This is a genomic window from Janthinobacterium sp. 35, from assembly GCF_002754575.1.
GTDB classification, from domain to species: domain Bacteria; phylum Pseudomonadota; class Gammaproteobacteria; order Burkholderiales; family Burkholderiaceae_D; genus Janthinobacterium; species Janthinobacterium tructae.
Genome location: NZ_PEFN01000001.1, coordinates 3,767,049 through 3,788,678, shown reverse-complemented (window position 1 = coordinate 3,788,678; position 21,630 = coordinate 3,767,049). Strand labels below are relative to the sequence as shown.

Genomic DNA, 21,630 nt, shown 5'->3' with positions numbered 1-21,630 from the left:
CCAGCGCCTGCCCGGCAGCCCCGAAAGCTATCTTCTACGGAAGGTAGCTTTTTTTTCGCCGATGTATTTGGCAAACCCGTTTGGCAAACCCGTTTGGCCATACCATTTGGCAAGCCCGGCGATTGCCCGCCTGCACTTTTTGCTTTAGCATGGCCGCCATCGTCCTTCTTTCCCATGCCACCATCATGCCGCCACGCGCCTCTTCTTCCAAAACCACCATCATTGCCGGCATCCTGGCCGGCTTGCTGGCCGCCGGGCTAGTCGCTTTCTACGTGCACCAGCAGGGCGCGCCGCACGCAAGCAATGCCCCGGCCGCGAACAGCCAGGCGGCGCAGGAGCAGAATGCGCGCGCCGTCGATGCGCTGCTGGCGTTGCCGGAAATCAAGGCGTGGTCGGCGCATATCGAAAAGGCATCGGGCGGCCGCGCCCATGGCGCCGTGATGGAAACGTCGCCCGAGACGCGCCTCGTCGATGGCGTCGCCAGCTATCAGCTGAGCTTTTTCGAAAGCACGCCGGACGCAGCCCACCGCTGGGAAAGCTTTGTCGTCACGCCCGATGGCAAGCGCATCCTCGTCGACGACATCGTCACAGGTGACCTGATCAGCCTGGAACAATGGCGCAAGGACAGCGCGCCCATGCAGCGCATCGCCACGCAATAACGCCCTAGGCCGGCGCCGCGCCGCGCACGCGCGCCACCCACCACACCGTCCACAGCGACAAACCTGCCGCAAGCCAGCCATTGATGCCATAGCCGCTGATATGGCCGGCCGCGTCCGTCTGCAGGGTCAGGCCGCCCAGCCAGGCACCGAGGCCGCTGCCCAGGCTTTGCAAGGCCGAATTGGCACTCAGAAACGCGCCGCGCTTGTGCGGCTCCGGGATCGTCGTCAGCAGCGCCTGCAGCGGTATCGTGCGTCCCGAGACGAGAGCCATAAAAAACGGAAACACCAGCATCAGCGCCAGCAGCGGCAACTGGGGCAAGTGGGTCATGAGCAGCAGCGGCGCGATCGACATCAGGGAGACCCAGCGGTACACCTGCTGCTTGCCGGCCCGGTCCGCCCAGCGGCCGATCAGGCGCGCCGTGAAGATCGTGGCGCAGCCGCCCGCCAGATACACCCAGGTGACGTCGGCCGGCGCCAGCCCCAGATTGCCCACCAGCACAGGCGAGATGAAGGGAATGACCAGCATGCCGGCCGTCATGTTAACGATGGACAAGGCAAACGCTTCCAGGTGGCGCCGTTCCCGGAACAGCGCCAGCAACTTCGGCAGCACCTGGCGCAGCGGCGTGGGCGCCGCTCCCATGTGCGCCGTCAGCGTGGGCAGCACGCGCGCCGCACCCAGCCAGATCAGCAGCGACAGCACGACCAGCAGGAAAAACGGCGAGGCCCAGCCAAAGTGTGCGGCCAGCACCACGCCGATGGGCACGCCGCCCACGGCCGCCATGGCAAACGAGGTCATGACGATACCCGTGGCCGCGCCGCGCCGCTCGGCGGGGATCACGTCGCCGATGATGGCCATGACGATGGCGCCCAGCACGCCGCCCGTCAGCCCCGCAAACGCGCGCGACCACAGCAGCACATGAAAATTCGGCGCCAGCGCGCAAGCCAGGTTCGACACGGTAAACAGGCAAAACATGGTCAACAGCAGCTGCTTGCGGTCGAAGCGGTCGATATACGTGGCCGCCAGCAAGCCGGACAGGCCCGCGCACCAGGCATACGCGGACACGGCGCCCGAGACGGCCGCCGGACCGATGTGGAACGCCTGCATCAGCTGGGGCGCCAGCGGCATCATCACCATGAAATCCATGATGACGGTAAATTGCGTCAGCGCCAGCAGCCACAGCATCGCGCGTTCGCGCGCCGGCGTCAGGGCCGCGCCAGCGGACATATCAGGGGAAGGGTTCGGTACAGGTTTCATGCGGCAGATCTTAAGGATGGCGGCGGTGGACGGCAAGGTTTACTTTCTGGCATCGAAGCGCGATACTCGTCCACATGCCCGCCACCTCTGTCCGCCCCCTTGCACCAGACGACGCCAGCGCCTACCGCGCGCTGCGCCTGGCCGGCATCGCCGAACTGCCCGCCGCCTTCTGCACCACGCACGCAGCGGAAAGCGGTTTGCCGCTGGCACAGATCGCCCAGCGCTTGCGCGCCACCTCGCACCAAATTATATTTGGCGCTTTCAACGAAGAACAATTGATCGCCATTGCCGGCCTGCGCCGCGAACCGATCGCCGTCGTGCATGACAAGGCCAGTCTGTGGGGCGTGTATGTGGCGCCGCAGGCGCGTGGACGCGGCGCGGGACGGCAACTGGTGCAGGCCGCCATCGACCATGCCTGCGCCATTCCCGAGCTGGCCCGCGTTCGCCTGGCCGTGGCGCAGGACAACCACGCGGCGTTGAGCCTGTACCTGGGCTGCGGTTTTACCCTGGCGGACGGTCCCGCAGCGGAGGGCATGCTGCCACTGCAGCTGTTGCTGCCCCGCCCCGCTCGTGCCAGTGCCAGTGCAAGTGCAAGCCCAAGTGCCGAAAGTAATGTCTTTATGAAAATCAATACCTTACAAATCCCTGCGAAATAGCGGACAGGCCGTTTTTTCTGTTGCAAGCAAACGCGGCAGGCCTTAGCATCGCGGCTTACAAAAAAAACTTGGGGGAGAGCCAATGTCATCGGCCGAGACACAAACCGCCACGGGCAAAATGCCGCGGCAAATACCGTACATCATCGCCAACGAAGGCTGTGAACGCTTCAGCTTTTACGGCATGCGCAATATCCTGACGCCGTTCCTCATCAGCACCTTGCTGCTGATGATCCCGATCGACCAACGCACGGGCGAAGCCAAGCACGTGTTCCACACCTTCGTCATCGGCGTGTATTTCTTCCCGCTGCTGGGCGGCTGGCTGGCCGACCGCTTCTTCGGCAAGTACAACACCATCTTCTGGCTCAGCCTCGTGTATTGCGCCGGCCATGCCTGCCTGGCCCTGTTTGAAAACAGCGTCAACGGCTTCTATTTCGGCCTGTTCCTGATCGCCTTCGGTTCCGGCGGCATCAAGCCCCTTGTCGCCTCGTTTGTCGGCGACCAGTTCGACCAGACCAACAAGCACAAGGCCAAGCTGGTCTTCGACCTGTTTTACTGGATCATCAACTTCGGCTCCTTCTTCGCGTCCTTGCTGATGCCGATGTTCCTGCGCGACTTCGGTCCCTCGATCGCCTTCGGCATCCCGGGCCTGATGATGCTGGCCGCCACCCTCGTCTTCTGGATGGGCGCCAAGAAATACGTGCACGTGCCGCCGGCGCCGCCGAATCCCGACTCGTTCACCCGCGTGGCCCGCACGGCCCTGCTGGCGCGCGTCGATGGCGGTTCGCGTCCTGGCCTGTACGTCGCCTACGTGGGCGTGATCGGCGCCCTGTACGCGTTCTACAGCATTCCAGAATGGGGCTTCGTCATTTCCGCATGTACGGCGCTGGTCTTGCTGCTGGCCTTCGGCAGCATCGGCACGGCCATGCAGCTGGAACGCGCGCGCGGCATCCACCCCGACGAAGCCGTCGAAGGCGTGCGCGCCGTGCTGCGCATCCTCGTCATCTTCGCCCTCGTCACGCCGTTCTTCTCGCTGTTCGACCAGAAGGCTTCGACGTGGATCGTGCAGGCGAACACCATGGAAAAACCAAGCTGGTTCCTGCCGGCGCAGATGCAGGCGCTGAACCCGATGCTGGTGATGCTGCTGATCCCGTTCAACAACCTGGTGCTGTACCCGATGCTGAACCGCTTCGGCCTGGAAGCGACGGCCCTGCGCCGCATGACGGCCGGTATCGGCTTTTCCTCGCTGGCGTGGATCGTCATTGGCCTCTTGCAGCTGGCCCTCGACAGCGGCAACGCCGTCTCCATCATGTGGCAAATCCTGCCATACGCCCTACTGACCTTCGGCGAAGTGCTGGTCTCGGCCACTGGCCTGGAGTTTGCCTACAGCCAGGCACCCGTCTCCATGAAGGGCGCCATCATGAGCTTCTGGAATCTGTCGACCACGGTGGGCAACCTGTGGGTGCTGATCGTCAACCGCAGCGTCATGAACGAAGGCGTGATCGGCAAGATCGCCGAGAGCGGCATCAGCGTGACGGCCTTCCAGATGTTCTTCTTCGCCGCCTTTGCAGCGGTGGCCATGCTGGCCTTCGGCCTGTATGCACGCAACTACAAGATGGTCGACAACTACCGCCAGGCGGCCGTGCCGGCGAAAGCATGATGCCGGTTTGATTTGCCGCAATCAAGAAGGGCGCCCGAGGGCGCCCTTTTTTTACGTCGTCACCGTCGGTGCGTCGCGCCCCGTGCGGGCGCGGATCTGCGCCAGCTGCTCGGCCACGGCGATCAGCCCCGCCAGCGCTTGCTGCGTCGGGATGCCATGTTGCGCCGGATCGGCCTCATAGCGCTCCAGGTACAGGCGCAGGGTGGCGCCCTCGGTGCCCGTGCCGGACAGGCGCAGCACGATGCGCGCGCCATCCGTCATGATGATGCGGATGCCCTGCTGCGTCGCCACCGAGCCGTCGACCGGGTCGGTGTAGCTGAAATCGTCGGCCAGCGCCACCGTGTAGCCATCGAACACCTGGCCCGGCAAGGCGGCCAGCTGGCCGCGCACGGCGTCCATCAGCTGCTGCGCACCGGCGCTGTCGATGTCTTCGTAATCGTGGCGCGAGTAGTAATTGCGGCCATACGTGGCCCAGTGCGCGCGCACGATGTCTTCCACCGATTGTTTTTTCTCTGCCAGCAGGTTGAGCCAGAACAGCACGGCCCACAGGCCATCCTTTTCGCGCACGTGGTTCGATCCCGTGCCATAGCTTTCCTCGCCGCACAGGGTGGCCATGCCGGCGTCGAGCAGGGTGCCGAAGAATTTCCAGCCCGTCGGCGTCTCGTAGCACGGAATGCCCAGCGCGCTGGCGACCCGGTCGGCCGCGCCCGACGTGGGCATGGAGCGGGCGATACCCTTCAAGCCGGCGCGATAGCCGGGCGCCACGCTGGCGTTGGCGGCCAAAATCGCCAGGCTGTCCGAGGGCGTCACGTCGAAGCGCCGCCCGACGATCATGTTGCGGTCGCCGTCGCCGTCCGAGGCGGCGCCGAAGTCGGGGGCATCGTCGGATGCCATGATGGCAATCAATTCCTGCGCGTTGACGGGATTCGGGTCCGGGTGGCCGCCGCCGAAGTCGGCCAAAGGCACGCCATTGATGACGCTGCCCTTCGGCGCGCCCAGCATGCCCTCCAGGATGGCCGTCGCATACGGGCCGGAAACGGCGTGCATGCCGTCAAAGCAGATGCGCAGGCCGCCCGCGAACAGGGCGCGGATGGCGTCGAAGTCGAACAGTTGCTGCATCAGTTCCGCGTAATCGAGAACCGGGTCGATCACTTCGACCGTCATCTGCTCGATGCGCGTCAATCCCGGCGCATCGAGGTCGATGTCGGCCGCATCGCTGATGCGGTACTCGGTGATGGTTTGCGTGCGCGCAAACATGGCTTCGGTGACCTTTTCCGGTGCCGGGCCGCCATTGGCGATGTTGTATTTGATGCCGAAATCGCCATCGGGACCGCCCGGATTATGGCTGGCCGACAGGATGAGGCCGCCGCTGGCGCCATGCTTGCGGATCACGCAGCTGACGGCCGGCGTCGACAAAATGCCGCCCTGCCCCAGCAGCACGCGCGCATAGCCGTGCGCGGCCGCCATGCGCAGCACCGTCTGGATGGCCGCGCGGTTGTAGTAACGCCCGTCGCCGCCCAGCACCAGCGTCTGGCCATGGCAGTCGCCGAGCGTGTCGAACACGCTTTGCACGAAGTTTTCCAGGTATTGCGGTGCGCTGAAGACCGCCACCTTCTTGCGCAAACCCGAGGTGCCGGGCCGCTGGCCAGCCACCGGCGCCGTATTGATAATTTGAATAGCCATCTTGCCTCCTTATTAACTTCCCATGTTAACCGATGCTGGCTGCGGGGCAAAGCGTTGTACGCCTGCCACGGTGCGGCAAGCCGCTTAGCGCGACATCGCGGCATGCAATATAATGAGAATCATTCTCATATGCGGCATTCCTGGCTGCGGACTCATACATCGGACGCCGTGGTTGCACGCTATTACCAAGAACTGTTGAACTTTTGCTGGCGCAGCTTGCGCAACCGCGAAGCCGCTGCCGACCTGGTGCAGGAAAGCTATGCGCGCGTGCTGGGCGAAGCGGCCGTGCGCGAACCGCGCGCGCTGCTGTACCACACGGCGCGCAACCTGCTGATCGACCAGCACAGGCGCGCCGCCTTGCGCCAGCACGAGGAACTCGACGCCCTGCCGGAAACCGCGCATCCGGCCGCACCGCGCCATTTGCAGCCGGAGCAGGCGCTGGAAAGCAGCCAGGACTGGCAAGCCTGCGTGGCCGCCATCGACGCCTTGCCGCCCCGCTGCCGCGACGCCTTCGTGCTGCACATCTTCGAGCAATTGCCGCACGCGCAAATCGCCGCGCGCATGGGCATTTCCGTGAGCATGGTGGAAAAACATATCGCGCGCGGCATGCTCAGTTGCCAGGCGCAGTTGCATTCTTTGCGGGAAGCCACATAATGGCGCCCATGACCGCCCACCCGCCCCGCCATGCTTTCGGTCCCTCCGCCCAGGAGCAGGCGGACTTGCGCGAGTACGCCGACTTTGCCGCCACACAAGATGGCGTGGCGCTGGCGGCCGCCACCTGGTTCAGCCGGCGCGGCAGCCTTGATGCGCAGGCCGAGTTTGCCGCCTGGCTGGCGGCCGATGCGCAGCACGCGCACGCGTATGCCCAGTTGCAAGACAGCTATCGCGCGGCGCGCCGGGTTCCCGCGCACATGGCCGCCCGCTGGACCGTGCCAGCGCCATCCCCCCGCCGCCCGCTTCTGCGCTCCCTGCGCGTGCTGCCGTATGCGGCCGCCGCCATGCTGCTGCTCAGCGTGGGCGCGGGCGGCTACCAGTGGTGGCAACAGCAACCCACGTTCAGCCAGGCGTATGCCACCGCGCGCGGCCAGCACCTGGCCGTTGCCCTGCCCGACGGCAGCAGCATGCAGCTCGATACGGCCACGCAGTTGCACGTCACCGTGTACCGCAAGCGCCGCGAAGTGCGTCTGGCACACGGCGAAGCGCTGTTCCAGGTGCAAGCGAAGCAAGGACAACCGTTCAACGTGCTCAGCGGCCCCTTGACAGTGACGGTGGTGGGCACGCAGTTTTCCGTGCGTAACACGCTCGAACACGACGGCCAGCTGCGCGTGGCCGTGCAACATGGCCAGGTGCGCGTGGCGGGCGCGCGGCAAGACCTGGTCGACCTGCGGGCCGGCCAGGGCGTCAGCAGCGATGCCGGTGGTCGCCTGTCGGCCATCGCCAGCCTGGCCCCAGGCAGCGTGGCGCCCTGGCGCAGCGGCAGAATCACCTTCGACAACGTGCCGCTGGGCGCGGCGCTGGCCGAATTCGAGCGCTATGGCGACACGGGCCTGGTCGTGCGCGATCCCGCTGTGGCCAGGCTGCGCATCGGCGGCAGTTTCAGCCTGGCCCAGCTCGACCGCTTCGCCGCTGCCTTGCCGCAGCTGCTGCCCGTCCACGTCGTACGCGATGGTGCCGTCAGCGAGATCCGCATGGCGGCAAAAATGCCGGCGCAAGCCCCTGCGATGCGGCGGCCTGAAAAATAAATGCAAATAGTTCGCATTCGCAGGTGAGGATTTGGCGCACTGCCGCGTCTACCAAGTTAATCGACAACAAATTAACCTGGAGAAATGCAACATGTGGTCCCCCCGCCTCAATCTGACACCCGCTCCCCTCGCCCTGGCCGCCATGCTGGCCCTGGGCAGCATCCCCCTGGCACAGGCGCAAACGGCGCCCACCGTCAAGCTGGCCATCGCCGCCCAGCCGCTGGGCCAGGCACTGAATGAACTGGCGCGGCAAGCCAATCTGCAACTGCTGTTCGCGCCCGAACTGGTGGCCGGCAAGACGGCGCCCGCCGTCAGCGGCACGCTGAGCGTGGCCGACAGCCTGGAACGCCTGCTGGCCGGCAGCGGCCTGGCCGCCAGCATCGACGGCAACAGCGTCATCATCCGTCCGGTGCCCGCCGCCACGGGCAAGGTGGCGACCCTGGCGGAAATCACCGTCAGCGCGCGCCAGGAGGCGACGACGGATACCGAGCTGACCAAGTCGTATGCGGCGCAGGCGGTGAGCATCGGCAAGGGCCGGCAAAGCCTGCGCGAAATTCCCCAGTCCGTCTCCGTGCTGACGCGCCAGCAATTGAACGACCAGAATTTGCTGAGCCTGGACGACGCCATGCGCGGCGTGACGGGCATCACCGTCGAAGCGAGCAGCACGGGCGGCAACCACGGCAATTTTTACTCACGTGGCTATGCGCTCGATGCGGTGCAGGTCGATGGCGTGATGACGCCGGCCAGCACGGGCAATGACCTGTCGGCCGGCTTCGGCCTGGCCATCTATGACCGCGTGGAAGTGCTGCGCGGCCCGGCCGGCCTGTTCCAGGGCGCGGGCGACCCGGGCGGCACCATCAACCTGGTGCGCAAGCGGGCGCGCGACACCTTTGCCGCCAGCGGCGTGCTCAGCGCCGGTTCCTGGGACCGTTACTATGCGGAAGCGGACGTCACGGGTCCCCTGAGCGCGGATGGCAAGGTGCGCGGCCGCCTGGTGGCCGCGTATGAACACCGGCGCTCCTTCGTCGACCACGTGTATGCGGAAAAACCGCTGCTGTACGGCACCGTTGCCATCGACGTGGCGCCGGGCACCGTGCTGACGGGCGGCGTCACCTGGCAGGAATACAAGGGCCGTCCCGCCTTCGGCTTGCCCGCGTATGAAGACGGGCGCCTGCTCGACGTGCCCCGCTCCACCTACCTGGACCCCGCCTGGAACCACATCACGGAAAAGGTCACCGAGTATTTTGCCGAACTCGACCATAAACTGGACAACGGCGGCCAGTTCAAGGTCACCGCCCTGTACCGTGAGCAGGATGAACCGTCGCGCAATTTCGGCTGGTCCGACTGTTCGGCCGACCCCGTCACGGGCGACAGCTGCCTGATCAGCTGGAACTACCGCAGCCACTGGAAGACGCAGGGCCTGGACGCTTACCTGGCCACGCCGTTCCAGGCCTTTGGCCGCAGCCATGACCTGATCGTGGGCGCCGACTACCGTCAGGTGCACAAGCATTTCCAGTATGGCGGCGGCGACAATGCACCGATCAATATCTTCCATCCTGACAATAATATCGCCCGGCCCAGCTACACCTTTTCCAACGGCAATGACAACCGCACGAAGCAGTTCGGCCTGTACGCGCGCACCCGCCTGCAAGCCACCGAGCGTCTGGCCGTCAACCTGGGCGGGCGCCTGACGCACTGGGACAACCATACCGTCAACCGCAATGCCTATTTCAACCAGTTCACCGATGTCAGCAACACCATCAAGGCGAAATTCACGCCATACGCGGGCCTGGTCTATGAACTCGACAAGCAGGTCTCGGCCTACGCCAGCTACACGCGCATCTTCTCGCCCCAGAGCACCACGGACGCTGCCGGCCAGACCCTGAAACCGCGCACGGGCCAGCAATTCGAACTGGGACTGAAGGCGGAGCTGTTCGACAAGAACGTCAATGCGCATGCGGCCCTGTTCCGCATGGAAGATGAAAACCGCGTCATGCCCGATCCGGCCAACCCGCTGTTTTCCATCGGCGCCGGCAAGATGCGCAGCCAGGGCATGGAAGCCGAACTGAGCGGCAGCCCCCTGCCGGGCTGGAACATCACGAGCGGCTATTCCTACACCAGCACGCGCACCCTCGAAGGCAGCGACGACCAGAAGGCGCAGCTGTACACCTTCATCGCGCCGCGCCACAATGTCAATCTGTGGACCAACTACCGGCTGGCCGGCGCGCTCGACAAGATCAGCGTGGGCGGCGGCTTGCGCAGCGTCAGCAGCATGTACCGCCTGAACGGCCCTGTGAAATTTGCGCAGGGGCCCGTCACCACGGTGGGCTTGCAGGCTGGCTACCGCCTCAGTCCCAAGCTGGAGCTGTCGCTGACGGTGAACAACCTGTTCGACAAAAAATACTACACGCGCGTGTGGGCCGCCTACGGTTCCAACTTCTACGGCGAACCACGCAATGCCATGCTGACCCTGCGCGGCCAGCTGTAAACGCCCGCGCTCCTGCGCATACACGGCCGCCGCCAGCAATGGGGCGGCCGTGCTCGTTTACAACATCGTACTCTTGCATGTCTCGCAACCCCACACTATAATAAGAATAGTTCTCATTCACATTTACGACTCCCACCGGAGCCTGCACACAGTCGCCTGACTGATGCGCGGCTGGATGACAGACTGCGCCAGCCAGGCACCACCGCCAAGCAAGCCTCCCATACCAACAACGCCAGCCGCTCGACGGTGGCACACGAGAAGAAGGATGTTTCATGGCGCGAGCACGTTCGCTGGCCGGTATCGCTACCGGCCCGTTTTCCCCACCCGTTGGCCACATCGCCCTGCGTCCGCTGGCCGTCGCCGTGCATTCCGCCTTGCTGACGGCAGCGCTGGGCGCCGGCGCGGCCCTGGCTGCCGAGGCGCCGGCCAAGCCCGATGAAGCCACCTTGAGCGAGATCAAGGTAGTGGGCCAGCAAGACCAGGCATCGACCGAGCACACGGGTTCCTACACGACAAAGCAGATGGCCACGGCCACGCGCATGGGCCTGTCGATCCGCGAAACGCCGCAATCGATCTCGGTGGTGACGCGCCAGCGCATGGACGACATGGGCTTGAACAGCCTGGCCGAGGTGCTGGTGCAGTCGACGGGCGTGACGGTCCAGGAAAACGACAGCGAACGCACGAACTTTTCGGCGCGCGGCTTTTCCATCGGCAATTACCAGATCGATGGCGTGGCCGTCAATTCCGGCTCCAATGCGCTGTTCGACACGGCCATCTATGACCGCATCGAAATCGTGCGCGGCGCCACGGGCCTGGTCAGCGGCAATGGCGATCCGTCGGCTACCATCAACATGCTGCACAAACGCCCTGGCAAGGAGTTCGCCGCCTCGGCCGGCCTGACCGTGGGTTCCTGGAACAAGGTCCGTCTGGAAGGCGACATCAGCTCGCCATTGAATGCGGACGGCAGCATCCGCGGGCGCGTCGTGGTGGCAGGCCAGAACCGCCATTCCTACATGGACCTGTACAAGGAACGCAAGCTGGTGGGCGCCGTCATCGTCGAGGCGGACCTGACGCCTGCAACGTTGCTGACGGCCGGCATCGACTACCAGAAAAACACACCGAAAGGCACGAGCTGGGGCACCACGCCCCTGTTCTTCTCTGATGGCACGCCCGCCAACATGCCCCGCTCGTTCAACATGGCGGCCAAGTGGAGCAGCTGGGAGCGCGAGTTCCAGAACAGCTATGTCTATCTCGAACACCGCTTCGCCAACGACTGGAAGATCAAGGCCGCCTACGGGCGCCTGGACAGCTCCTCGAACGGCAAACTGTTTTACGGCGGCAGCGGCTATCCGAAACGCGATGGCAGCGGCCTGGAAGTCTGGAGCGGCGCCTTCCCCTACGATGAAAAGCAGGACAACTTCGACCTGTCGGCCAACGGCACCTTCCCCCTGTTCGGCCGCCAGCACGACCTGGTGCTGGGCGTGAACGGCTGGAAGCGCGTCGGCACGACGAATGAAACCTTGCTGCCCGATCCGCTGCCATTTGCCACCACCATCCCCGACTTCCGCAACTGGACGGGCGACGTACCCGAGCCGGCGCTCACGCGCACGGGTGCGCGCGACGTCGCCACCACCAAACAGTCGGGTGCCTTCATCGCCACGCGCATCAATGTCACGGACAACTTCAAGGTGCTGGCCGGCGCGCGCGTTTCCAGGTGGGAAACCTATAACGACCGCTACGATACCCAGGGCCGTTTTGTGAAACGCAGTTCCGCCTACAAGACCGACGATGTCGTCACGCCATATGCGGGCATGGTGCTCGATGTGAGCAAGAGCACGTCGCTGTACGCCAGCTATACGGACCTGTTCAAGCCGCAAAACCTGAAGGACAAGAACAACGCCTTCCTCGACCCGATCACGGGCAGCAACGTGGAAGCGGGCGTGAAGAGCGACTTCTTCGACGGCGCCGTGAATGCCTCGTTCGCCGTGTATGAAGCCAAGCAGGACAACCTGGGCGAGGAAGACAGATCGGTGCCGCTGACCTTTGTGCTGCCGGACGGCAGCCGCCCCTATGTCTCGACGGGCAAGGGCACGAAAAGCCGCGGCTACGAGGCGGAAGTGTCGGGCAGTCCCTTGAGCGGCTGGCAGCTGTTCGCCGGCTACACGCACAGCAAATCCAAGACGGGCAAGGGCGTGGTGACCAACACCATCCAGCCGACCAACATGCTGCGCGTCTCGACCACCTACCGCCTGCCGGGCGAGCTGCAAAATCTCACCATCGGCGGCGGCTTGAACTGGCAGAACGAAATCTGGACGATGGCCACCCTGCCGAACAAAAGCAAAATCCGGGTCAGCCAGGGCAGCTACGTGCTGGCCAACCTGATGGCGCGCTACCAGATCAGCCCGAAACTCTCGGCCAGCCTGAATGTCAACAACCTGTTCGACAAGACGTATTTCCGCCGCGTGGGTTTCTATAACGGCGGCTATTACGGCGAACCGCGCAACGTGGCGCTGAACCTGCGCTACCAGTACTGATGCATCGCAGGCCGCTGTCCCCCCGGGAGCGCGGCCGCTTTTTCCATTTCACATAAGAAGATAAGGGATACACCATGCACCTCACTTCCATCGCGCGCCTCGGCGTCCTCGCCACCGCCCTGCTGGGCGCGGCCCTCGCTTCCGGCACGGCCAGCGCGCACCAGATCTGGCTGCAGCAGAACGGCAAGGCAGCCAGCGTGTACTTCGGTGAATTTGGCGACAACCTGCGCGAAGCGTCGCCCGGCCTGCTGGACAAGTTCAGCATCAAGAACGTGACATGGGTGTCGGCCAAGGGCGCGCAGCCGCTGCAGGCGAGCAAGACGGCCGGCGCGTTCATCCTGAATGGCAAGGTGGGCGCCGGCGAAAGCATCATCGTCGAGGAAGACAACTACCCGTCGTGGGAAGAGAAAAAGGATGGCAAGAGCACGCGCACCGTGTGGATTCCCGCCGCGCGCCTGGTCGCCGACGGCAAGGCGCAAGCGCCCGCGCTGACCCTGGACCTGGTGCCGACCGGCCAACCAGGCCAGTTCCAGGTCAGCTACCAGGGCAAGCCGCTGGCGCAAGCCAAGGTCAACGCCGTGGTGCAATCGGGCTGGGGCAAGGAAGCGTGGAGCGATGCGCAAGGCCTGGTCAGCTTCCCGCTGCCATGGAAGGGCAGCTATGTACTGGAAGTGCAGCACACGGACAAGACGGCCGGCCAGCGCGGTGCGCAAGCCTATGACAAGGCCATGTTCGTGACCACCCTGAGCCTGCTGCAGCCGCACGGCGTGACGCCGCTGCCGGCCGGCCCGGCCCAGCCACCGAGCAAGGATCACGACTGACCATGCAAGCGCCAGCCATCATTAAAATCGCGCGCCTGCGGCTCTCCGCTGGCGCCGTCTACCGCCTCGGCGTGGCCTCGCGCAGCGTGGCCGCCATCGTTGGCGGCTACGTGCTGGCAGCGCTGGTCACCATGCTGCTATCGGTCAGCCTGCCCATGGCCCGTTCCGAAGCCGTCATGACGGCCACCCTGCTGTCGTTTGCCATCTACACCTGCGCCGTGCTGTGGGTCTTCGCCACGCACAGCGCCCTGCGCGCCTGGCTGGGCCTGTTGATTCCCGCCGCCGTCATCGCCGCCATCCTGCAATGGATGGACGCCCTATCCTGGAGTCTCGCATGAAAGAAGGTTTCCGCCAGTCGATGGCATGGCTGCACACCTGGTCCGGCCTGCTCGTCTGCTGGATTTTGCTGCTGGTGTTTTGCGCCGGCACGGCCAGCTACTACCGCAATGAAATCACCCTGTGGATGCAGCCCGAATTGCACGGCGCCGCCGCCAGCCAGGTAAGCACCGAGGAAGCGGCCAAGGTCGCGCAACAAGCGATGCAGGAGCGCGCCACGGGTGCCACGCGCTGGTTCATCAGCCTGCCCGGCGAGCGCAATCCTGCCACGCAACTGGGCTGGAGCAAACCGTCGAAGCCCGGCGAAAAGAAACGCGGACGGCGCGGCAATTTTCATAGCGAAAAAGCCGACCCGGCCACGGGCGAGGTACTGTCGAAGCCGCGCGAGACGCGCGGCGGCGAATTTCTCTACCGCCTGCATTTCGACCTGCACTACATGTCGGCCATCTGGGGCCGCTGGATCGTGGGTTTCTGCGCCATGTTCATGTTCATCTCCATCATCAGCGGCATCGTCACGCACAAGCGCATCTTCAAGGACCTGTTTACTTTCCGTCCGAAGAAGGGCCAGCGCTCGTGGCTCGACGCGCACAACGTGACGGCCGTGCTGGCACTGCCCTACCACATCATGATCACCTACACGGGGCTGGTCACCCTGATGTTCCTGTACATGCCGTCCGGCGCCACGGCCGCCTACAAGGGCGACCAGGATGCCTTCTTCGCCGAGGCGTTTCCCGGCCGCTCGGGCGACAGCAAGCCGGCCGGCGTGGCCGCGCCGCTGACGCCGATCGCACCGCTCGTGCGCCAGGCGGAACAACACTGGGGCGGCAAGGTCGAACGCATCTCCGTGAATCACCCGGGCGACGTCAACGCCACCATTTCGCTCACGCGCGCCGGCGGACGCGACATGTCGTCGAAGCAGCCGTCGATGGAATTCGATGGCGTCAGCGGCAAGCTGCTGTCGACCGATGGCGACGCGCAACCCGGCGCCGCCGCCACGCAAGGCGTGATGGTCGGACTGCACGTCGCGCATTTCGGCGGACCGCTGCTGCGCGCGCTGTTCTTCCTCTCCGGCCTGGCCGGCTGCGCCATGGTCGCCACGGGCGCCCTGCTGTGGGCCGTCAAGACGCGCCAGAAGCAAGCCAAGGCACTGGCCGCCGGCAAGCGCGCCAGCTTCGGCCTGCGCCTGGTCGAAGCGCTCAACATCGGCGCCATCGCCGGCATCCCGATCGCCTTCGGCGCCTACTTCTGGGCCAACCGCCTGCTGCCGGTGACGATGGAAGAGCGCTCGAAGGAAGAAATCGCCTGCTTCTTCGGCGCCTGGGCCCTGGCCGCCATCATCGCCCAGCTGCGCCCCTCGCGCGCCATGTGGCGCATGCAGCTGGCCGTGGGCGCCTTCCTGCTGGCGTCATTGCCCGTGCTGAACGTCTTCACCACCAATTCGCACCTGGGCGTGACCCTGTTCCTGGGCCGCGGCCCCGTGGCGGTGGCCGCCTTCGACCTGGTGGTGCTGGTGCTGGGCCTGAGCCTCGCGTATGCGGCGTACAAGTTAAAACCGCTGCCCGTGAAGGCGGCCAAAACCACACCCGCAGCCAAGCCGGCAACGACGATGGAGGCCGCGTAATGGAGCTGCTGGCCAATTTCCTCGTCTTCGCCCTGTGCTATGCGGGCCTGTCTTCGCTGTGCCTGGCCATGGACCGCCACTACGCCGACCTGCACGGACGTGGCGCCGAACCGCCGGCGCCGCTGCGCCGTCGTTTGCAGTGGGCCGGCTGGCTGGCGCTGGCAGCCGGACTGGCCTGGGCCATGCACATTGCCGGCGGCGGCTATGGCCTCGTCTACTGGGTCGGCAGCCTGACGGGCTGCGGCTTGCTGCTGATCTGGCTGCTGCCCTATGCACCGCACCAGGCCATGCGCCTGGCGCGCGTCATCGGCGGCGCGGCCATGCTGGCCGCCGTCGCGCTGGCAGTGCTGTAACGATCATGGCCATGCCACCCCTGCTGCACACGCAGCTGGAAAGCCACTACCGCGCGCACCACGGCTGGCTGGTGCACTGGCTGCAGCGGCGCCTGGGCAATGCTTTTGATGCCGCCGACCTGATGCAGGACACTTTCATCCGCCTGCTGGTCAGTGTCCCCGCACAGCCGCAAACGCCGGCCCTGCGCGCGCCGAAGGCTTACCTGGCCACCGTCGCCAAGCATTTGCTGATCAATCATTTACGCCGCCAGTCGCTGGAACGCGCGTGGGCCGATGCGCTGGCCGCGCAGCCAGAGCAGTACCAGCCCTCCGTCGAGCAGCGCGCGCAAATCCTGCAGGCGCTGCAAGCGGTCGATGCCATGCTTGATGGCTTGAAACCGAAGGTGCGCGCCGTCTTCATCCTGGCGCAGATCGAAGGCTATACGTATGCGGAAATCGCCACGCAGCTGGGCATCGGCGAACGCTCCGTGAAACGCTACATGGCCGAGGCGCTGACCGAATGCGTGCTGCAGGCGCCGGACTGGGCGCCATGAGCAGCGCCGCTCCCCTGTCTCCCCCGCTGTCGCGCAAGGTGGCGCGCCAGGCCGTCGAATGGTATTTGCTGGAGCAATCGGGCCAGGCCACACAGGATGATTTGGCGGCGTCGGCGCAATGGCGCGCGCGCGACCCGGAACATGCACGCGCCTGGAGCAGGGTGCAGCAGGTTGGCCAAACGGCCAGCCGGCTGCCGCCGGAGCTGGCCGCGCCCGTGCTGCGCCGGCCGCAGCGCCGCGTGGCAGTGCAGGTACTGCTGGCGCTGATGGCGGCGCCCGCCGCCTGGCTGCTGGTGCGCCACGAACTGCTGGCCGACTACCGCAGCGGCGTGGGCGAACGGCGCGAGGTGTCCTTGCCCGATGGCGGCACCCTGGTGCTCAACACGGACAGCGCCGTCGACCTGGCGTATGGCGCCGATGAACGTTTGCTGACGCTGCGCCGCGGCGAGGTACTGATACAGACGCACCCCGACCACGCAGGCAGCCGCCCCTTCATCGTCGCCACCGGCCATGGCCGCATCCGCGCGCTGGGCACGCGCTTTACCGTGCGCGTCGACGACGATAGCAGCCGCGTGACAGTGCTCGAACACGCGGTGGAAATCACGCCGCGCGCGCCCTCGGCCACCGTGCGCACGCTCATGGCGGGACAACAAAGCCGCTTCGACGCCAGCCACGCTGGCCTGCCCGCGCCGGCGCCGCTGCAAGCCGATGCCTGGGCGCGCGGCATGCTGGTGGCGCAGGACATGCGCCTCGACGCCTTCGCCTTGGAGCTGTCACGCTACCGCCCCGGCCTGCTGCGCGTGGAACCGCAGGTGGCGGGCTTGCGCCTGACGGGCGCCTTCCAGCTCGACGACACGGACGCCGTGCTGGACAGCCTGGCGCGCATGCTGCCCGTCGACGTGCTGTACCGCACCCAATACTGGGTCACTCTCGTGGCCCGCAAAAAATAATCGTGAAAAGTTGGCCCCTTTTTTCGGCATGGCCTGTCCTGTAAGTACGACAACGACACTCCACCAGAAAGGCCACACCATGCACCCACCCCGTTTGACTCCCCTCGCGCGCGCCATCGGCAGCGCCGTGATCCTGCTGTCGCTGGCGCAAGCGCCGGCCCTGGCGGCAGCTTCCGCCACCGCCCCAGCCAGCACGCAAATCAGTTTCAGCGTGCCGCCGGGCGAGCTATCGGCCGCCATCGCCAGCTTTGCCATCGAAGCAAAAGTGAGCGTGGGCGCGGCTGCCGAACTGCTGCAAGGCGTGCGCACGCCAGGCTTGAGCGGCAGCTACTCGGTGCCGCAGGCACTGGCCCGCCTGCTGGCCGGCACGGGCCTGGAAGCGCAGCCCAGCGGAGAGCGCAGCTACGTGCTGCGCAAGGCTGGCACTGCATCGCCCGGCGCGCCGATCGCCGCCACGCTGGGTGAAGTCGCCGTCAGCTCCAGCGCCCTGCGCGACGGCACCACGGAGGGCAAGCGCGGCTACGCAGGCCTGACCAGCGCCACGCGTTTGAACCTGTCGCTGCGGGAAACGCCGCAGGCGGTCAGCGTCATCACGCGCCAGCAGATCGACGACCAGGGTTTGCGTACCTTGCAAGACGTGCTGGTCCAGGCGCCCGGCATCACGGTCGACCATTCGTCGAGCACGCGCGAATACGACCAGGTATTTTCACGGGGATTTGAAGTGACGTCGTACATGTTCGACGGCATCCCGACCAGCAAGAACCTGGAAGCGCGCACCTACGACATGGCCATCTACGACAGGGTCGAAATCATCCGCGGCGCGACGGGTCTGATCAGCGGCACGGGCAGCCCGTCGGCGGCCGTCAACCTGGTGCGCAAGCGCCCGGGTCGCAGCTTTGCCGCCACGGCCGGCGCGCAACTGGGATCATGGGACCGCTACCGCATCGAAGGCGACGTCTCGACGCCCTTGACGGCGGACGGCAAGGTGCGCGCGCGCGTCGTCGCCACGCATGAAGACCAGCGCTCGTTCATCGACCGCTACCAGCAAAAAAAGGACGTGCTGTACGCCATCGTCGAAGCGGACCTGACGCCATCGACGGTGCTCAGCGCCGGCATCAACTACCAGAAGGAAAAGCTCAAGGGTGCAGGACGCGACTTCCCCATGTTTTATGCCGACGGCTCGCAGACGCGCTTCCCACGCTCGATGAACGGCACGGCCGCGTGGAGCACGTACGAGCGCGAACAGAGCATGCTGTTCGCCACGCTCGACCACTATTTCGACAACGACTGGATCGCCAAGCTGGCCGTCAGCCGCAGCAGCAACCAGTACGACGCCTTGCAGGGCTTTTCCGGCAATGGCTACCCTGACCGCGTGACGGGCGGCGGCATGCGGCTGTGGCTGGCCAACTGGCACAGCAAGCCGCAACAGACCTCGCTCGACGCCTATGTCAGCGGCCCGTTCCAGGCCTTTGGCCGCCAGCATGAACTGGTGCTGGGCGTGAGCGCCTCGGAACTCAAGACGAACAGCCCCATCTATCCGGGCTGGCGCCTCGATGGCTATGACTACACGGTACCAAATATCCACGCCTGGAATGGCGCTATGCCGGTGCCCGACTACAGCGGCACGCGCCTGGGCAGTTCGTACGACAAGGAACGGGAAAGCGGCCTGTATTCGACCCTGCGCCTGCGCCCGACGGATGCGCTGTCGGTGATTATTGGCGCGCGCCTGTCGTACTGGAAGCGCGACATCCGCAGCGACTATGCCAATGACACGGACCTGTACGACGCGATGCGAGAAAACGGCAAGATCACGCCGTATGCGGGCCTCGTCTACGACCTGGGCCGGCACTGGTCGGCCTACGCCAGCTACACCAGCATATTCACGCCGCAAAGCCAGCGCGACGTCAACAGCCGCTTCCTGGCGCCGCTCGAAGGCAAGAACTATGAAGTGGGCGCCAAGGGCGAATTCTTCGGCGGCAAGCTCACCACCAGCGCCGCCGTCTTCCAGCTGAAGCAGGAAAACCTGGCCGAAGCCGATCCGGGCAATGTCTGGATCATCGGCACGGGCGGCGGTTCCTACGCCTATCACACGGTCAAGGGCGCCACCACGCGCGGCGTCGAGGCGGAAGTCTCGGGCCAGCTGCGCCCCGACTGGCAACTGACGGCCAGCTATGCCTACAGCCGCATCCGCAACGCGGCTGGCGCACGCATCCAGACCAACCAGCCGCAAGCCATGGCCAAGCTGTGGAGCACCTGGCGCCTGGCGCAGGGCGTGCCGGGCCTGGTGCTGGGCGGCGGCGTGAACTGGCAGAGCAATATCTACATGGATGACCGCGGGCCGAACGGCGAACGCTTCACGCAGAAAGCGTATGCGGTGGCGGGACTGATGGCGCAGTATCAGGTCAGCAAGCAGTTGCTGGCGACCCTGAACGTCAACAACGTCTTCGACAAACGCTACTACTCGACGGGCATGGGCGGCTACTACGGCGATCCGCGCAACGCCATGCTGTCGCTGCGCTATCAGTTCTGAAGAACTGCACTACTTTTGAGCAGCACCTCGATGCCCTCGGGTGCCATGGCGCGGCCCAGGTAGTAGCCAAACGCCTCGTCGCAGCCCATCTCGGCGAGCAGTTCCAGCTGCGCGCCGCTTTCCACGCCGCCGGCAATGGTGCGCAGTCCGAGCGTGCGCGCCATTGCCACGATGGCGCGCACCATGGCGCCGTCGCCACCGGGCTTGCCCAGGTCGTCGACGAAGCACTTTTCGATCTTCACGGCATCCGTGGGAAAGCGTTTCAGGTATGTGAGCGAGGCGTCGCCCGTGCCGAAATCGCTGATGGCAATCGCCATGCCCAGCTGGCGGAACTGGCGCAGTATCAGTTCGCAGTTCTGGTTGTGGTCGATCAGGATGCCGGCGGCGATTTCCAGCTCGATGCAATGCCCCGGCACGCCGGCCGCCTCCAGCGCGGCGGCGAAATTGCGCGCGATATCGCGCTGGTAGAACTGGCGCGCCGACAGGCTGACGGACACCGTCAGCCTCTGCCCCTGCGCGATCCAGCTGCGTGCCTGTTCCACCGCCGTGGCCAGCACCCAGGCGCCCACCGGCAGGATCAAGGCGCTTTCTTCCAGCACCGGTAAAAAGTCGAGCGGCATCATCAGTCCCAGTTCCGGGTGCTTCCAGCGCAGCAGCGCCTTCACGCCCGTGATCGTGCGCGTCTTCAGGTCCATGCGCGGCTGGTAGAACAGGGCGAATTCGTTGCGTTCGAGCGCATGGCGCAGGGCCGTCTCGAGGATGGTGCGCGAATACGACTGCGTCTGCATGCGCGCGGCGTAACGCAAACAAGTGCCCGGCGCGTGGCGCTTGGCCGCATACATGGCCAGGTCGGCCTTTTCGATCAGTGCATTGACGTCGTCGTCATCGTCCGGGTACAGGGCCACGCCCACGCTGGCCGCCACCGACAGGCTGTATTCGCCGATGACGAAGGGCGCGGCGATGGCGGCGACGATTTTTTCGGCCACCCGCTCGGCATCGTGCGCCGTGCGCAGTTCCGTCAGCAGGATGATGAATTCATCGCCGCCCTGGCGCGCCACCGTGTCGACCTTGCGCACGCACTGCTGCACCCTGCGCGCGAACTCCGTCAGCACCTGGTCGCCCACGTCGTGTCCCAGGCTGTCGTTGATCGACTTGAAGCGGTCGATATCGACGAACAGCACGGCCAGCAAAGCCTGGTGGCGGCGCGCGTAGGCGATGCCGTGCTCGAAGCGGATCTGGAAATGCAGGCGGTTCGGCAGCCCCGTCAAGCCATCGTGATGGGCGATGAATTCCAGCTGCTGCTCGGCGCGCCGGCGGGCCGATACATCGTGCAGCAGCAGCACCGCACCGCCCTGCGCCAGCGGCGCGCAGCTGTACTGCACGTCGATGCGCTTGCCATCGAGATGGCGCAGCAGCACGGCGCCGCGCGCCACTTCCAGCACTTCTTGCCGCGCCACGCAGTCGCGCACCTGGCGCGCCGCATCGACGGGCGCGCCGTCATGGAACAGCGGCAGCAGCTCGGTCACAGGCTGGCCCAGGCCATCGTCGCCCAGCAAGCCACCCATGCTGCTGGCGCGGGGATTCATGTACTGCACCACGCCATCGTGGTCGGTGCCGACGACGGCTGCCGGCAGCGCGTGCAGCAGCGCCAGCGCATCTGCCATGCGCTGCGCCTGCGCCGCCTGCAGCACCACGCCCGTCGCATGGCGCATGCGCCACATGCGCGCCGCCTGCCACTGGCAGGCCAGCAGCACGGCGAGCACCACGGCCAGGGACAGGCACAGCGCCAGCAGCAGCGCCGTCATGCATCAC

General features: G+C 65.6%; 17 protein-coding genes. 14 read left to right on the top strand and 3 right to left on the bottom strand.

What is annotated here, in order from left to right; genetic code table 11:
* Nucleotides 1–149: 149 nt before the first annotated feature.
* Nucleotides 150–659, top strand: a complete 510-nt coding sequence (locus tag CLU93_RS16825; protein WP_099762386.1) for a hypothetical protein — start codon at nucleotides 150–152, stop codon at nucleotides 657–659.
* A gap of 4 nt (nucleotides 660–663) precedes the next feature.
* Here the strand turns inward: CLU93_RS16825 and CLU93_RS16820 are convergent, their stop codons facing one another.
* Nucleotides 664–1,914: an MFS transporter gene (locus tag CLU93_RS16820; protein ID WP_257224997.1), complete on the bottom strand. Its 1,251-nt coding sequence runs from the start codon at nucleotides 1,912–1,914 to the stop codon at nucleotides 664–666.
* Between the two features lie 74 nt (nucleotides 1,915–1,988).
* Between CLU93_RS16820 and CLU93_RS16815 the strand changes: the two genes are divergently transcribed.
* Together CLU93_RS16815 and CLU93_RS16810 are read left to right on the top strand one after the other, a co-directional pair.
* On the top strand, nucleotides 1,989–2,570 hold the full coding sequence (locus tag CLU93_RS16815) for a GNAT family N-acetyltransferase (RefSeq protein WP_099762384.1): 582 nt from the start codon (nucleotides 1,989–1,991) through the stop codon (nucleotides 2,568–2,570).
* Between the two features lie 118 nt (nucleotides 2,571–2,688).
* On the top strand, nucleotides 2,689–4,227 hold the full coding sequence (locus tag CLU93_RS16810; protein ID WP_165829528.1) for a POT-type proton-dependent oligopeptide transporter: 1,539 nt from the start codon (nucleotides 2,689–2,691) through the stop codon (nucleotides 4,225–4,227).
* 51 nt (nucleotides 4,228–4,278) lie between these two features.
* On the opposite strand, the gene CLU93_RS16805 is transcribed toward CLU93_RS16810, so the two are convergent.
* Entirely contained in the window at nucleotides 4,279–5,910 is a 1,632-nt protein-coding gene (locus CLU93_RS16805) for an alpha-D-glucose phosphate-specific phosphoglucomutase (RefSeq protein ID WP_099762382.1), read from the bottom strand.
* Nucleotides 5,911–6,078: 168 nt separating this feature from the next.
* Between CLU93_RS16805 and CLU93_RS16800 the strand changes: the two genes are divergently transcribed.
* From CLU93_RS16800 to CLU93_RS16750, 11 genes are all read left to right on the top strand, one after another.
* The gene (locus tag CLU93_RS16800) at nucleotides 6,079–6,564 is read left to right on the top strand and encodes a sigma-70 family RNA polymerase sigma factor (protein WP_180287870.1); all 486 of its coding nucleotides are present in this window, start codon (nucleotides 6,079–6,081) and stop codon (nucleotides 6,562–6,564) included.
* Nucleotides 6,565–6,572: 8 nt separating this feature from the next.
* On the top strand, nucleotides 6,573–7,652 hold the full coding sequence (locus CLU93_RS16795; protein WP_257224996.1) for a FecR family protein: 1,080 nt from the start codon (nucleotides 6,573–6,575) through the stop codon (nucleotides 7,650–7,652).
* A 91-nt stretch (nucleotides 7,653–7,743) separates the two neighbouring features.
* A complete protein-coding gene (locus CLU93_RS16790; RefSeq protein ID WP_099762380.1) occupies nucleotides 7,744–10,140 on the top strand; it encodes a TonB-dependent siderophore receptor in 2,397 nt (798 codons plus the stop codon).
* 272 nt (nucleotides 10,141–10,412) lie between these two features.
* Nucleotides 10,413–12,674 carry a TonB-dependent siderophore receptor gene (locus CLU93_RS16785; protein ID WP_099762379.1) on the top strand — a complete coding sequence of 754 codons (2,262 nt, stop codon included), beginning with the start codon at nucleotides 10,413–10,415 and terminating at the stop codon, nucleotides 12,672–12,674.
* Between the two features lie 74 nt (nucleotides 12,675–12,748).
* Nucleotides 12,749–13,495: a DUF4198 domain-containing protein gene (locus CLU93_RS16780; protein ID WP_257224995.1), complete on the top strand. Its 747-nt coding sequence runs from the start codon at nucleotides 12,749–12,751 to the stop codon at nucleotides 13,493–13,495.
* Nucleotides 13,496–13,497: 2 nt separating this feature from the next.
* Entirely contained in the window at nucleotides 13,498–13,833 is a 336-nt protein-coding gene (locus tag CLU93_RS16775) for a DUF3649 domain-containing protein (protein WP_099762378.1), read from the top strand.
* Entirely contained in the window at nucleotides 13,830–15,452 is a 1,623-nt protein-coding gene (locus CLU93_RS16770; RefSeq protein WP_099762377.1) for a PepSY-associated TM helix domain-containing protein, read from the top strand. The genes CLU93_RS16775 and CLU93_RS16770 overlap by 4 nt, the downstream gene beginning before the upstream one ends.
* Nucleotides 15,452–15,805, top strand: a complete 354-nt coding sequence (locus tag CLU93_RS16765) for a DUF3325 domain-containing protein (protein WP_099762376.1) — start codon at nucleotides 15,452–15,454, stop codon at nucleotides 15,803–15,805. Before CLU93_RS16770 ends, CLU93_RS16765 begins: the two co-directional genes overlap by 1 nt.
* A 5-nt stretch (nucleotides 15,806–15,810) precedes the next feature.
* A complete protein-coding gene (locus CLU93_RS16760; RefSeq protein ID WP_306594791.1) occupies nucleotides 15,811–16,338 on the top strand; it encodes a sigma-70 family RNA polymerase sigma factor in 528 nt (175 codons plus the stop codon).
* Nucleotides 16,305–17,288 (top strand): FecR domain-containing protein, encoded by a 984-nt coding sequence (locus CLU93_RS16755; protein WP_099762375.1) that lies wholly within the window; start codon nucleotides 16,305–16,307, stop codon nucleotides 17,286–17,288. Before CLU93_RS16760 ends, CLU93_RS16755 begins: the two co-directional genes overlap by 34 nt.
* 79 nt (nucleotides 17,289–17,367) lie before the next feature.
* Nucleotides 17,368–19,818: a TonB-dependent siderophore receptor gene (locus tag CLU93_RS16750; protein WP_099762374.1), complete on the top strand. Its 2,451-nt coding sequence runs from the start codon at nucleotides 17,368–17,370 to the stop codon at nucleotides 19,816–19,818.
* On the opposite strand, the gene CLU93_RS16745 is transcribed toward CLU93_RS16750, so the two are convergent.
* Nucleotides 19,809–21,623 (bottom strand): putative bifunctional diguanylate cyclase/phosphodiesterase, encoded by a 1,815-nt coding sequence (locus CLU93_RS16745; RefSeq protein WP_099762373.1) that lies wholly within the window; start codon nucleotides 21,621–21,623, stop codon nucleotides 19,809–19,811. The genes CLU93_RS16750 and CLU93_RS16745 overlap by 10 nt on opposite strands.
* Between the last annotated feature and the right edge of the window lie 7 nt (nucleotides 21,624–21,630).